Genomic DNA, 12,225 nt, shown 5'->3' with positions numbered 1-12,225 from the left:
CAGGGTTCTTCAGCGGTATGGACGTCAGGTGGCTTCCTGGAAATCCATCTCCGGTGGCTGGCGACGGAAGCCGCCGGTCAGCACCGCCAGGTACACCACGCCAATCGCCAGCCAGCTCAGGCCCAGATAGATCGCCAGATGATCGAGGCTGACCATCAGCCACAAATCCGCCGCCAGACCGATAAACGGGAACAGCAGGAACAACACGAATTCACGCAGCCCTTTGTGCTCACCGCCAATCCAGTAGTGAAAGATCACCGACAGGTTCACCAGGCTGAACGCCAGGAACGCGCCGAAGTTGATGAACGAGGTCGAGGTGGTGACGTCCAGTTTCAGCGCCAGTAAAGCGACTGCGGCGCACAGCAGGATGCTGTTGACCGGCGTGCCAAAGCGTTCATGCAAGGTGCCGAAGAACGATTTTGGCAGCACGCCGTCACGGCCCATGGCGAACAGCAGCCGCGAGCCGCTGGCCTGCGCCGACAGGCCCGACGCGAACTGGCCGACGATAAGGCCGATCAGGAAGATCGACACGAACAGGTCACCACCGATGTTGCGGGCAATTTCATAGGCCGCCGAGTCGACGCTGTCGAACTGGAACGACGGATGCGCGATCTGCACGAAGTACGACACTCCGACAAAGATCAGCCCGCCGATCAGGGTGATCAGCATGATCGCCCGCGGGATCGTGCGGCGCGGGTCGCGGGTTTCTTCGGTCAGGGTGCTGACCGCGTCGAACCCCAGGAATGAATAACAGGCGATGGCTGCACCGCTCATGATCAGCGGCATCTGCATGTCACCGTTGAAGAACGGTTTGACCGACCACAACGGCGTGCTCGCGTCACCACCGACGTAATGAACGCACAGCGCCACGAAGGCGATCAGCACCAGGAACTGCACCAGCATCAGTAACGCGTTGATGCCGTTGGCCAGTTTCAGGCCGACGATGTTGATCGCACTGGTGATGCCGATAAACGTCAGCACCCAGATCCACTGCGGCACGGCTGGGAAGGCGGAGTTGAGGTAGGCCGCGCCGATCAGCCAGATCGCCATCGGCAGGAACAGGTAGTCGAGCAGCACGGCCCAACCGGCGATGAAACCGAGTTTCGGGCTGATCGCCTTGCGGACATAGCTATAGGCCGAGCCAGCGACGGGAAACGCCGCGGCCATTCGGCCGTAACTCATGGCGGTGAAAAACATCGCCACCAGCGCCGCCAGGTAAGCGGCCGGGACCATGCCGGCGGTGGATTGAGCGAGGATGCCAAAGGTGCCGAGCACGATGATCGGCGTCATGTAGGCGATGCCGAACAGCACCACCGACCCCAATGACAGGGTGCGTTGCAAACGAGCCATGAGCGACTACTCCGAATTTATTGGATTTATGGCAGAGCCGAGTTCGGCGCTAAATTTCGGGTATTGCATGATCGTTCCCACGCTCCGCGTGGGAATGCAGCCCGGGATGCTCCGCGTCCCAAAAGCGGACGCGGAGCGTCCGTTGAGGCATTCCCACGCAGAGCGTGGGAACGATCGGTCTTCTTCAGTTTTTAGGAATCAGCAGCTCCCGCAATCCACAAGCATGCTCAACAACCTCCCCCGGCAACCGCAGCCGCTGATCATCCAGGTACCGATAATCCTGCCGCGCCGCCGTCAGTTGCGTCAGGTCCAGCTCCACTGCAAACTGCCCCTCCTCCCGCCCGGCCTCGAACAGCAAAGTCCCCAGCGGATCCACCAGCGCACTGCCGCCCGCGAACACCAACCCGCCATCGCCCTCTTCCACCCGGTTGACCATCAGCGCAAACGCCTGGTTTTCCTGGGCGCGGGCCATGATTGCGGTGCGGTGGGTCGGGCCGTAAGGGTCCATGTTGCCGTTGGTGACGATCAACAGTTCTGCACCCAATTGCGCCAGGGCCCGAGCGGTTTCCGGAAATTCGATGTCGTAGCAAATCAGCAGGCCGACCCGCACACCGTTCCACTCACACGTCGCGTAACGGTCGCCAGCCTCGAACACTCCGCGATCCGACGCCCAGAGGTGCGTCTTGCGATATTTCAGCGCGATACCTTCGGGGGTGATCAGCAACGTGGTGTTGTAGAAGCGGCCGTTGTCGTTCTCGGCCATGCCGATCACCACGGCGATCTGGCGTTCACGGGCCGCGGCCAACACCGCGCTGACGGTCGGGCCGTCCAGCGGTTCGGCGGTCTCGGCCAGCGCTTCGAGGGTCGGGAAGCCCATCAGGTGGGTTTCGGGAAACACGATCAGCTGCGTATCGGCAGCACAGCCCGCTATCGCCTTCAGCGCGCGTTCGAGGTTGTAAGCCGTGTCGTTGTCACGGCCCGCCAATTGGGCGAGTTCGACTTTCATGGGTATTCCTTGTTCTTGACCAGGCTGGCAGAAAGATTGCCCGGTCGGTGTCTGTGCGCCAGTATGCGCAGCAAGCCACCGGCCGGAAAATCACGCCGGTGGGGTAACCCGATAGGGGTAGAGGCATGACACTCTCGTTAGACGACATCGCGTGGCACCGCTCGGTCGGGCAACTGATCGACGCCCTGGACAAGCCCAATTTCTGGACGCAACTGGTCCGGTTACTGGATCAGTACGTGACCTTCGACAGCTGGGTGGCGCTGCTTTTCAGCGCCGATCAGCACCCGCAAGTGTTTGCCGAATGCCCGGGCGCGGACGGCAGTCCCGATCAGTTGTTCCAGGACTACCTGCGCGGTTTGTACCTGCTCGATCCGTTCTACATCGCCTGTCGCGAGCAGTCGCGCACCGGGCTCTATCGCCTGTCGGAAGTGGCGCCGGAGCATTTCGAGCTGACCGAGTATTACCAGCGCTACTTTCGTCTGAATGTGGTGGCCGATGAAATCCAGTTCAATTGCCAACTCGAAGGCGACCGCACGCTGTGCCTGTCACTGGGCAGCAAGCAGCGTTTCAGTGGCCAGCAGATCGCCTTGCTGTCGCTGATCCAGCCCTGGGTGCTCGGCCTGTTGCGTCAGCGCCTGCCCTACGAAATCAACGAAGTCGTGGCCCTCGCACCCGCACCGCCGCAAGTCGACTGGCGCGTGCAGCTGGAAGCGTCGGTACAGCAACTCAAAGGCGCGCAATTGACCGCACGGGAGCTGGATGTCGGGCGCTTGATGCTCAGCGGTTGCTCCAGCAAAGAAATCGCCCGCAAGCTGGAAATCTCCGTCGAAACCGTGAAAGTCCATAAGAAACACATGTACAGCAAACTGGGGATCAAATCCCAGTCAGAGCTGTTTTCGATTTTTCTCCAGGCCCAAAATGCCTGATTACAACGCGGAGTGCTTTTTACTGTGGGAGCGAGCCTGCTCGCGATTGCGGTCTTTCATTCAGCATTGATGTCGACTGAACCACCGCAATCGCGAGCAGGCTCACTCCCACAGGGATCTGTGTGTATCCATGCCCCTGCTGCGTTGAAACTATTGAGTCCGAACCCAAGGAAACCGTATGAGCCTGTCACTCCTGAGCCGCTACGCCTTCTTTGCCGTCTGTGTGATCTTTACCCTCGCCAGCCTGCCCTTCCTGGCGCACGACTGGCTGTGGCCGATCACCGCCGTCACCGGCATTCTCAGCCTCGTGGGCCTGTTCGATCTGCTGCAAAGCCCTCACGCGGTGCGCCGTAATTATCCGATCCTCGGCAACATCCGCTATCTGGTGGAGGGTATTCGCCCGGAAATCCGCCAGTACCTGCTCGAGTCCGACAGCGACGCCCTGCCCTTCTCCCGGGCCCAGCGTTCGCTGGTCTATTCACGGGCCAAGAATGAAAGCGCCGACAAACCCTTCGGCACCTTGATCGATGTGTATCAGTCGGGTTTCGAATTCATCGGCCATTCCATGCGCCCGGCGCCATTGAGCGACCCGAGCAGTTTCCGGGTAACGGTCGGCGGCCCGCAGTGCACGCAGCCGTACTCGGCGTCGGTGTTCAACATTTCGGCCATGAGCTTCGGCTCCCTCAGTGCCAACGCGATTCGAGCGTTGAACCAGGGGGCAAAACTCGGCAACTTCGCCCACGACACCGGCGAAGGCAGCATCAGCGCCTATCACCGGGAAAACGGCGGCGACCTGACCTGGGAACTGGGCAGCGGCTACTTCGGCTGCCGCACCGCGGACGGCCGTTTCGACCCGGAACGCTTCGCGGCACAAGCGCAGACGCCGCAAGTGCGGATGATCGAAATCAAGATGAGCCAGGGCGCCAAGCCCGGTCATGGCGGGATCCTGCCCAAGCACAAAGTCACCCGGGAAATCGCCGAGACCCGCGGCATCCTGATGGGCGAAGATTGCATCTCGCCGTCACGGCACAGCGCGTTTTCCACGCCGATCGAACTGATGCACTTCATCCAGCAGCTGCGCGAACTGTCGGGCGGCAAACCGGTGGGCTTCAAGTTCTGCCTGGGCCATCCATGGGAATTCATGGGCATCGCCAAGGCCATGCTGGAAACCGGCATCCTCCCCGACTTCATCGTGGTCGATGGCAAGGAAGGCGGCACCGGCGCCGCGCCCGTGGAATTCACCGACCACATTGGTGTGCCAATGCGCGAAGGCCTGTTGTTCGTGCACAACACGCTGGTCGGCCTGAACCTGCGGGACAAAATCAAACTCGGCGCCAGCGGCAAGATCGTCAGCGCCTTCGACATCGCCAGCGTCCTGGCCATCGGCGCCGACTGGGCCAACTCGGCACGCGGCTTCATGTTCGCCATCGGCTGCATCCAGTCGCAAAGCTGCCACACCAACAAATGCCCGACCGGTGTCGCCACCCAGGACACACTGCGCCAACGCGCACTCGTCGTCCCGGACAAGGCCCAACGCGTCTTCAACTTCCACCGCAACACCCTCAAGGCCCTGGCCGAAATGCTCGCCGCTGCCGGGCTGGATCATCCTTCGCAATTGTCGGCCAAGCATTTGGTTCGACGCATGTCGGCGACCGAGATCAAACTGTTCTCGCAGTTGCATGTGTTCTTGAAACCGGGAGAGTTGCTGACCGGGGAGGTGAATGGCGAATTTTATTCGCGGATGTGGCAGATGGCGCGTGCGGACAGCTTTGAGCCGAACGAGTCGGCTGCCGCGTAAACAACGATTGAACGCCAACCTCATCGGGAGGTTGGCTTTTCACCAAGGAAGGACAGCATGCTGAAAGTCATCGCTCAGGATTTCATCAAACCCGAACACATTGAAACCGTTCGCCCGTGGTACGCCGAACTTGTCGAGAAGACGCGACTGGAACCCGATTGCATCGCTTACGACCTGTTCGTCGATCAAAAAGACCCCGGGCACTTTATCTTCGTCGAACAATGGCCGAATCAGGCGGCGCTGGATGCTCATTGCCAGTCTGAGCACTTTCGGCGACTGGTACCGCAGATCAATGCTTACCAGGCCAGGGATTGTATTGTCGTGCTGATGGATGCGTTCTGACGCCTGCGTCACCAGTGCAGCGGCCCAAACCTCGGGATCGTCGGCTGAAAACCCCTCATGACTCACACCCACGAAACACCATAACCCTGGAAAAAATGAACTCGCCAATCAGGTACAACAACCAAGACGATGTCACCGTCACCAAACCATGCACCTGCCACAGATCTGCGATATGTCCGACGCCATAGCTCACGACACCCATGACAGCGCTGAACAACAGATAGCCCAGCACCATCGCCTTCCTGTCAAAGGTGTAAAGCGCATGCACATGAAAGGAAAAGGAGACGGCGACGCAAAACGCCACAAGGTTGCTGATCGCCTGACTGAGTTCGACGGCGACGGTGAGTACGAAAAAAATCTGCCAATGAATGAGCGCATTGATCACGCCAATGACCATGTAGCTACAGAATCCTTTCCATAACGCTTTCATTCCGGCACCTGCCAATATCCCTGTTTCAGGTGCCTTTCAAATTAAGTGACAACCCTGTAGCGGTCTACTGACAGAAATAACAGGTAGATGAGGCCTCCTGACCAACGGTCATCTCCTCAGCTTTCACCAGTGCAGCCTCTTAATCGGCGCGGGTTCTTTCATGACAATAAAACCGTAATCGCCAATCAGATAAATCCGGTAGTACTGGCTCTCCACCAGCGGCGGATAACCCTGATAACCCACCCGGGTCGCGTTACGTCGCTCCTTCTCTGCAACAACGTTGGTGATCCCCACTTTCGGCAGGTTCTCGGCCAGCATGAAGAAGTCGATGTTCAGCAGATAGTGCAACACCGGCATCTGCTTGAACGAGCCCGCAGCCCCCCGCAGCCAGTGATCGGAATAGGTCACTGACATGTAAATGCGCTTGGCCTCGAGCAGCTGTCGATTCGACGCGATGTCGTGTTCAAGACTCAATAGTGCGCTGGACGCGAAGGCTTTCTGCACCGTCAGCACGCGCCCGTAGGCGTACGACAGCGAAAGCATCGCCAACAACGGAATCACCAACAACAGCGGCAGCCGCTGGTGGATTCGTGCCAGCGCCAGATGGCTCAAATAGAACAACAGCACCAACAGGACCGCGAAGCCCATCAGGGTCCTGGCCCCTTCATTGAAGTCCCGAAAAAACAGCGCCATACCCGACACCAGTAAGGTCACTGCCGGTAATGCCAGCACGCAGATCAGGCCGATCAGCATTTTGTTCGCTGGGCGGTCCTGGCGCGCCACGACGTTGAGCCCCAGTCGCACCGCGCCAGCCATGGCACACAGCAACAACCCGGCGAACACCCAGGTAAATCCGCCATGAAACAGCAGCACGACTTTTTCCAGCACCCTGGCGATGTTGACGTGCAGTTGCAGCAACGGCTCCGCAGACCAGTTCAGCAGCAGGGTGCGCTTGTGCTGAGTGAACGGATAAGCACTGACGGCGTAAATCAGGCAGCCGAGAAAGGCCTGAGCGATTTTCCAGCCGATCAACCCGCACCATTGCGGCCAGGCCAGTTTGTCATTGGCGCCCCTGAGCACTTCCAGGCAACACAACCCGAGAAACACATTGAAGCTCACCTGATACAACCCTATCGCCAAGGCAACCAGAAAGGACGGCACCAGCCACTGCTGAATGCGCGAAGGGGAACGAAAGGTGATCGCATGGATGACCGCCACCACGCTCAACGCCATGGCGGGCCCGTCGTATTGATAAGACAGGTTTTGCAAGAAGAACGGGTTGTACCAGAGCGGTAGCGTCACCAGGCAGCAGGCGATTGTCGGTTGGGGATAGTAATGAAACGTCAGGCTGGTCAGTGCCGCGGCCATGGCCAGCGTGGCGATCAACAGCGGCAGCGGAAAGATGTTCGGCGCGGCCTGGCTGAAAGTCAGCAGGTTGTAGAAGAACTCGGTGAACAACCGTCCCTGCTCCGCCCAAGCCATACCGGCCGACAAGGATCGCCAGTTGTCATCGATATACGGATAGTCCGCAAGGATCAGCGGCACCCCATACACCAGGGTCGCCAGCAAAAAAAACAGCCAGACTTGCCGACGCCCGAGTTCCTTGCTGAAAAAATCGCTGAACCTGCCCATGCTAAATCCCGAGCCGGTCTTTGCCGCCGATGATGTCTTTCACCACGTAGCGCGGCCGATGCTTGGCTTCGATGTAGATGCGGCCAACGTATTCACCAAGGATGCCGATGCCGATCAGCTGCACGCCGCCGAGAAACAGAATCGCGGTCATCAACGACGGGTAACCGGGGACGCTGTTGCCGAAGAAAATCTTGTCCAGCACCATGTACACCGCGTAGAGCACCGCGAAGATCGAAATACCGCCGCCGACGTAAGTCCATAAGCGCAACGGCACCGTGCTGAACGACGTCACGCCTTCCAGCGCCAGGTTCCAGAGTTTCCAGCCATTGAACTTGCTGGTGCCCGCCACTCGCTCGGCGCGCTCGTATTCCACCACCACGGTGTTAAACCCGGCCCACGACAGCACACCTTTCATGAACAACTGGTGTTCGGGAAGCGTGCGAATCACGTCGACCACCTTGCGGTCCATCAGCCGAAAATCGCCGACGTTTTCTTCGATGCGGGTGTAGGCGATACGGTTCAGCACCCGGTAGAACAGCGAAGCGCTGTGGCGTTTCAGGTAACCGTCGGCGGTGCGATCCCGGCGTTTGGCAAGCACCACATCCGCGCCTTTTTGCCATTGGTCGATCAACCGCGGGATGACGCTGATCGGGTCCTGCAAATCGACATCCATGGGAATCACCGCATCGCCGGTGGCGTAATCCAGGCCGGCGAACAACGCCGGTTCCTTGCCGAAGTTGCGCGAAAAGTTGATCAGCAATATCTGTTCATCGGCCTGCGCCAAGGCCTTGACCTCCTCGGCCGTGCGGTCGGAACTGCCATCGTTGATGAACACGATTTCGACCTCGGTCTGGTCAAGCTTCAACTCGCGACGCACGGCCTGGTAAAACAGGCTGACCGCCTGTTCTTCATTGAATACCGGAACGATCAGCGAGACTTTCATGCGTTACGCCTGCGAAAGACCACGTACTTTGAAAACAGAAAGCCCAGCACCAGGCTCAACGCCGAAAAAATAGCCACCGTCAGCAGGCCATGAAGTCTCCATACGTCACCGGCATGGCCGACGCCCAGACTCAGCGCCCCCATGGCTCCCAAGAATAGAAGATAACCGCCGACCGACGCCTTGGCTTCGAAGGTATACAGCGCGTTCATGTAGAAGGAAAACGAGGCGGCAACGCAGAAGGCAGACAGGTTACTGACAGCCTGACTGAAGCCGGCCCCCACGCTCAGCAGGAAGAAGATTTGCCAGTGAATCAGCGTGTTGGCGACCCCGACCACCGTGTAACTGGAGAATCCTTTCCACAAGAGCCTCATGGTGATTCTCCCGTTTCACTTCATAAAACTTTGAACATGTCTACTGTCAGAAATCACAGGTCTGACGACCTTTCAGACCAGCGGTCAGGGCTTACCTCAATGCCAAGAGACATTCCGTAATATCCCCGTTTTGCAATTACCAGCGAATCACGCCACCCTGCGCGCCGCCTAAGTGCGGCGCGCAATCTTTAGCGCCCTTGGCTTTTTCCTTTCTCAACACCCGCCCACGAGCCTGCCGTCATGACGTTTGAGCGCGATCACCGAATCGACTTTTTTCGCGGCCTGGCACTGATCTTCATTTTTTGGGATCACGTGCCTCACAACCCCCTTGGCCAAATCACCCTGCGCAATGTCGGTTTCAGCGATGCGGCAGAAATATTCGTGTTTCTCGCCGGCTACGCGGCCGTTCTGGCCTACGGCAAAATCCTTGCGCGCGATGGTTACCTGATCGCCTGCGTGAAGATTCTGCGGCGCGCCTGGGTGCTCTACGTGGTCCATATTTTCCTGTTGGCCATGCTGATGGGCATCGTGTTCTTCGCCAACAGCCATGTGGAAACCCGCGATCTGGTAGAAGAAATGGGCCTGCATCACTTCATCACCAACCCCCAGCAAGCGTTGACGGATGAGTTACTGCTGCGCTTCAAGCCGAACCTGATGGACCCGCTGCCGCTGTACATCGTGCTGCTGGCGGGATTGCCGCTGGTCCTGCCGTTGCTGGTGCGCAAGCCGTGGGCGGTCGTCGCCGTGTCATTGGCGGTGTACTTGCTGGCACCGCGGTTTGGCTGGAACCTGGCGGCCATCAAGGACGGTGTGTGGTACTTCAACCCCGTGACCTGGCAACTGCTGTTTGTCCTCGGTGGCTTTATGGCAATTCATGGGCAGCGGCCACGTGTGCCCGACACTCGCCCGCTGTTGCGTCAGCCGTTGTTTGTCAGCGCGGCGGTGTACGTGGTGGTGGCCGGGGTGATTACTGTCTCCTGGCGCTGGCCGCAAATACACGATGCCCTGATGCCGGCGAGCCTGAGCAACTTGTTGTACCCGATCAGCAAGACCGATCTGTCGCCGGTCCGTTTGCTGCACTTCCTGGCGCTGGCTTATGTCACCGCCAGGCTCTTGCCCGGCAGTGGCTGGACGCAAAACTGGCTGGCGCAGCAATGCTGCCGCATGGGGCGCTACTCACTGGAAGTTTTCTGCCTCGGCGTGCTGTTGGCGCCGTTGGCGGACATGCTCAACGCCCTGACCGACGATGCGTTTGCCATGCAGGTTTTCACCGCATTGGTGGGTGCCGGGGTCATGGCGTTGCTGGGGGCGTGGCTGGATTTCAACAAACGCCTGAATCGGCAACTGTCGGTGGCGACCGCTTAAGATCAAAAAATCGCAGCCTCGTTTCACTCGACAGCTGCTACAGGGGAACGTGTTTGCCGAATCCGTGTACGGTCGTCAATCGCGATTCCTGTAGCAGCTGTCGAGTGAAACGAGGCTGCGATCTTTTGACCCTCCAAACGCAAAAGCCCCGATCATCACGACCGGGGCTTTTTCATTTCAGGTGTTACGTCTTACGAAGCTGAACGCACCGCACCCTGCGACACATTGGTCGGTTGCAGCTTGAACACGTAGAACAACACTGTCAGCAGGACCAGGAACGCCGGGCCGACATAGAGCGCCACGCGGGTGTCCGGGAAGTACGCCATCAGGCCGACCACCAGCACCAAAAACGCCAGCGCCAGGTACGAGCTGACCGGGTACAGCCACATCTTGTATTTCAGACCGGCACGTTCGCTAGCGCTCAGGCCTTGGCGGAACTTGAGCTGGGCCAGCAGGATCATCACCCAGGTCCAGATCGCGCCGAAGGTGGCAATCGCGGTGACCCAGACGAAGACTTTCTCCGGGACCATGTAGTTGAGCAGCACACCCAGCAACAGCACGAAAATCGACAACAGCAACGCGCGACGGGGCACCCCATTGCTCGAAGTCTGGGCGAAACCGGCCGGGGCCTGACCGTTCTGCGCCAGGCTGTAGAGCATGCGCCCGGTGCTGAAGATACCGCCGTTGCACGACGACAGTGCCGCGGTGATCACCACGAAGTTGATGATGCCAGCGGCAGTCTTGATGCCCAGACGCTCAAAGGTCATCACGAACGGACTGCCCTGGGTGCCGATTTCGTTCCATGGGTAGATCGACAGGATCACGAACAGCGCGCCGACGTAGAACAGCAGAATCCGCCAGAACACCGAGCCGATCGCATTGGGAATGGTCTTCTGCGGGTTCTTCGCTTCACCGGCAGTCAGGCCGATCATCTCGACGCCGAGGTAGGCGAACATCACCATTTGCAGGGACATCAACACGCCTTGCACGCCGTTGGGCATGAAGCCGCCGTGGGCCCAGAGATTGGAAATCCCCAGCGCCACACCGTCGTTGCCGAAACCGAATGCGATCACGCCAACACCGCCGATCACCATCGCAATGATGGTGACGATCTTGATCAGGGCGAACCAGAACTCGAACTCACCGAAGGCTTTCACTGCGATCAGGTTGATCGAGCCCATGCTGATCAACGCGGCAAGTGCCCAGATCCATCGCGGCACATCGGGGAACCAGACGCCCATGTACACCGCCACCGCGGTGATTTCCGCAACGCAGGTCACCAGCCACAGGAACCAGTAGTTCCAGCCGGTCAGGAAGCCCGCCAATGGGCCGAGGTAGTCTTGAGCGTAGCGGCTGAAGGAGCCGGCGACGGGGTTGTGCACCGCCATCTCGCCGAGGGCGCGCATGATCACCAGGATCGCCAGACCGCCGATGATGTAGGACAGCATGATTGCCGGGCCAGCCATCTCGATGGCCTTGGCCGAACCGAGGAACAGACCGACACCGATACAGGCACCGAGCGCCATCAACCGAATATGCCGTTCGCCGAGTTCGCGTTTGAGCGGGCCGCCTTGAGCGGTCTCGCCATTGGGCAGGTGATTGCCTGGCATAGGAGTACAACCTCATCTTGTTATTGGATATGACCACCGAGTGTCGAAGCGCTGACCGGTAAGCCAATGCTTTTCTGAAACCGGGCCTGCTTTGTGGGCAAACCCGTCTTGCAGGACAAAACCGGCAAGATCAGCGGGGCGTGCAGTATAAAAAGCTTCTGACAGGGTTTTTCACTCTATAAACCACAACATTCAGCGAGAACTCTCGGGAAAAGAGCGGTTTACGGAGTGGCATTACCTGGCTTACGTAGGATTAGTTGCCGATTAAGCGGCGCAGAGTATTGCACGGTAATGGTGCATCGTCATGCCCCTACATGCGTAGAAGTTACCGTCTGATGGCTCTAGTTCAGGCGTTTCAGACTCCCCACCGCGCATGGTGAGGGGGCTCTTGTGGTGAGGGGCTTTGGGGGGGGGGGGGAAAAACCCCCCCCCCCAAACAACCCCCCCCCCCC

The 12,225-nt window shown here is 59.1% G+C and carries 11 protein-coding genes; 4 read left to right on the top strand and 7 right to left on the bottom strand.

What is annotated here, in order from left to right; translation table 11 throughout:
- Window positions 1-24 precede the first annotated feature (24 nt).
- Both ACQ4OB_RS27650 and ACQ4OB_RS27645 read right to left on the bottom strand, forming a co-directional pair.
- Window positions 25-1,350, bottom strand: a complete 1,326-nt coding sequence (locus tag ACQ4OB_RS27650; protein ID WP_430956858.1) for an APC family permease — start codon at window positions 1,348-1,350, stop codon at window positions 25-27.
- A gap of 184 nt (window positions 1,351-1,534) precedes the next feature.
- Window positions 1,535-2,356, bottom strand: coding sequence for a carbon-nitrogen hydrolase family protein (locus ACQ4OB_RS27645; RefSeq protein ID WP_430956857.1), 822 nt, complete (start codon window positions 2,354-2,356; stop codon window positions 1,535-1,537).
- A 125-nt stretch (window positions 2,357-2,481) separates the two neighbouring features.
- Between ACQ4OB_RS27645 and ACQ4OB_RS27640 the strand changes: the two genes are divergently transcribed.
- The 3 genes from ACQ4OB_RS27640 to ACQ4OB_RS27630 all read left to right on the top strand — a co-directional run bounded on the left by ACQ4OB_RS27640 (window position 2,482) and on the right by ACQ4OB_RS27630 (window position 5,422).
- Window positions 2,482-3,282, top strand: coding sequence for a helix-turn-helix transcriptional regulator (locus ACQ4OB_RS27640; protein ID WP_008147857.1), 801 nt, complete (start codon window positions 2,482-2,484; stop codon window positions 3,280-3,282).
- Between the two features lie 178 nt (window positions 3,283-3,460).
- Window positions 3,461-5,080 (top strand): FMN-binding glutamate synthase family protein, encoded by a 1,620-nt coding sequence (locus ACQ4OB_RS27635; protein WP_074874000.1) that lies wholly within the window; start codon window positions 3,461-3,463, stop codon window positions 5,078-5,080.
- 57 nt (window positions 5,081-5,137) lie between these two features.
- The gene (locus ACQ4OB_RS27630) at window positions 5,138-5,422 is read left to right on the top strand and encodes a putative quinol monooxygenase (RefSeq protein WP_076028494.1); all 285 of its coding nucleotides are present in this window, start codon (window positions 5,138-5,140) and stop codon (window positions 5,420-5,422) included.
- A gap of 55 nt (window positions 5,423-5,477) precedes the next feature.
- Here the strand turns inward: ACQ4OB_RS27630 and ACQ4OB_RS27625 are convergent, their stop codons facing one another.
- The 4 genes from ACQ4OB_RS27625 to ACQ4OB_RS27610 form a co-directional block, all read right to left on the bottom strand.
- Window positions 5,478-5,852, bottom strand: coding sequence for a GtrA family protein (locus ACQ4OB_RS27625; RefSeq protein WP_430956856.1), 375 nt, complete (start codon window positions 5,850-5,852; stop codon window positions 5,478-5,480).
- A gap of 123 nt (window positions 5,853-5,975) precedes the next feature.
- Window positions 5,976-7,484: a glucosyltransferase domain-containing protein gene (locus ACQ4OB_RS27620; RefSeq protein ID WP_430956855.1), complete on the bottom strand. Its 1,509-nt coding sequence runs from the start codon at window positions 7,482-7,484 to the stop codon at window positions 5,976-5,978.
- A gap of 1 nt (window position 7,485) precedes the next feature.
- Window positions 7,486-8,427 carry a glycosyltransferase family 2 protein gene (locus tag ACQ4OB_RS27615; RefSeq protein ID WP_430956854.1) on the bottom strand — a complete coding sequence of 314 codons (942 nt, stop codon included), beginning with the start codon at window positions 8,425-8,427 and terminating at the stop codon, window positions 7,486-7,488.
- Complete coding sequence (locus ACQ4OB_RS27610) at window positions 8,424-8,798, bottom strand: GtrA family protein (RefSeq protein ID WP_074873995.1); 375 nt, start codon at window positions 8,796-8,798, stop codon at window positions 8,424-8,426. Before ACQ4OB_RS27610 ends, ACQ4OB_RS27615 begins: the two co-directional genes overlap by 4 nt.
- A 240-nt stretch (window positions 8,799-9,038) precedes the next feature.
- On the opposite strand from ACQ4OB_RS27610, the gene ACQ4OB_RS27605 reads away from it, so the two are divergent.
- Window positions 9,039-10,163, top strand: a complete 1,125-nt coding sequence (locus tag ACQ4OB_RS27605; protein WP_430956853.1) for an OpgC family protein — start codon at window positions 9,039-9,041, stop codon at window positions 10,161-10,163.
- Window positions 10,164-10,354: 191 nt separating this feature from the next.
- Here ACQ4OB_RS27605 and ACQ4OB_RS27600 read toward each other — a convergent pair whose 3' ends face one another.
- A complete protein-coding gene (locus ACQ4OB_RS27600; protein WP_074873993.1) occupies window positions 10,355-11,773 on the bottom strand; it encodes an amino acid permease in 1,419 nt (472 codons plus the stop codon).
- Between the last annotated feature and the right edge of the window lie 452 nt (window positions 11,774-12,225).

It is taken from the genome of Pseudomonas sp. ES4 (assembly GCF_050586665.1).
Classification (GTDB): Bacteria; Pseudomonadota; Gammaproteobacteria; order Pseudomonadales; family Pseudomonadaceae; genus Aquipseudomonas; species Aquipseudomonas frederiksbergensis.
This window is presented reverse-complemented; position numbering and strand designations above follow the sequence as displayed.

Bases quoted from the DNA above. Each gene is read 5' to 3' on its own strand.
- ACQ4OB_RS27650 (WP_430956858.1), bottom strand. From the start codon at position 1,350: ATGGCTCGTTTGCAACGCACCCTGTCATTGGGGTCGGTGGTGCTGTTC.
- ACQ4OB_RS27645 (WP_430956857.1), bottom strand. From the start codon at position 2,356: ATGAAAGTCGAACTCGCCCAATTGGCGGGCCGTGACAACGACACGGCT.
- ACQ4OB_RS27640 (WP_008147857.1), top strand. From the start codon at position 2,482: ATGACACTCTCGTTAGACGACATCGCGTGGCACCGCTCGGTCGGGCAA.
- ACQ4OB_RS27635 (WP_074874000.1), top strand. From the start codon at position 3,461: ATGAGCCTGTCACTCCTGAGCCGCTACGCCTTCTTTGCCGTCTGTGTG.
- ACQ4OB_RS27630 (WP_076028494.1), top strand. From the start codon at position 5,138: ATGCTGAAAGTCATCGCTCAGGATTTCATCAAACCCGAACACATTGAA.
- ACQ4OB_RS27625 (WP_430956856.1), bottom strand. From the start codon at position 5,852: ATGAAAGCGTTATGGAAAGGATTCTGTAGCTACATGGTCATTGGCGTG.
- ACQ4OB_RS27620 (WP_430956855.1), bottom strand. From the start codon at position 7,484: ATGGGCAGGTTCAGCGATTTTTTCAGCAAGGAACTCGGGCGTCGGCAA.
- ACQ4OB_RS27615 (WP_430956854.1), bottom strand. From the start codon at position 8,427: ATGAAAGTCTCGCTGATCGTTCCGGTATTCAATGAAGAACAGGCGGTC.
- ACQ4OB_RS27610 (WP_074873995.1), bottom strand. From the start codon at position 8,798: ATGAGGCTCTTGTGGAAAGGATTCTCCAGTTACACGGTGGTCGGGGTC.
- ACQ4OB_RS27605 (WP_430956853.1), top strand. From the start codon at position 9,039: ATGACGTTTGAGCGCGATCACCGAATCGACTTTTTTCGCGGCCTGGCA.
- ACQ4OB_RS27600 (WP_074873993.1), bottom strand. From the start codon at position 11,773: ATGCCAGGCAATCACCTGCCCAATGGCGAGACCGCTCAAGGCGGCCCG.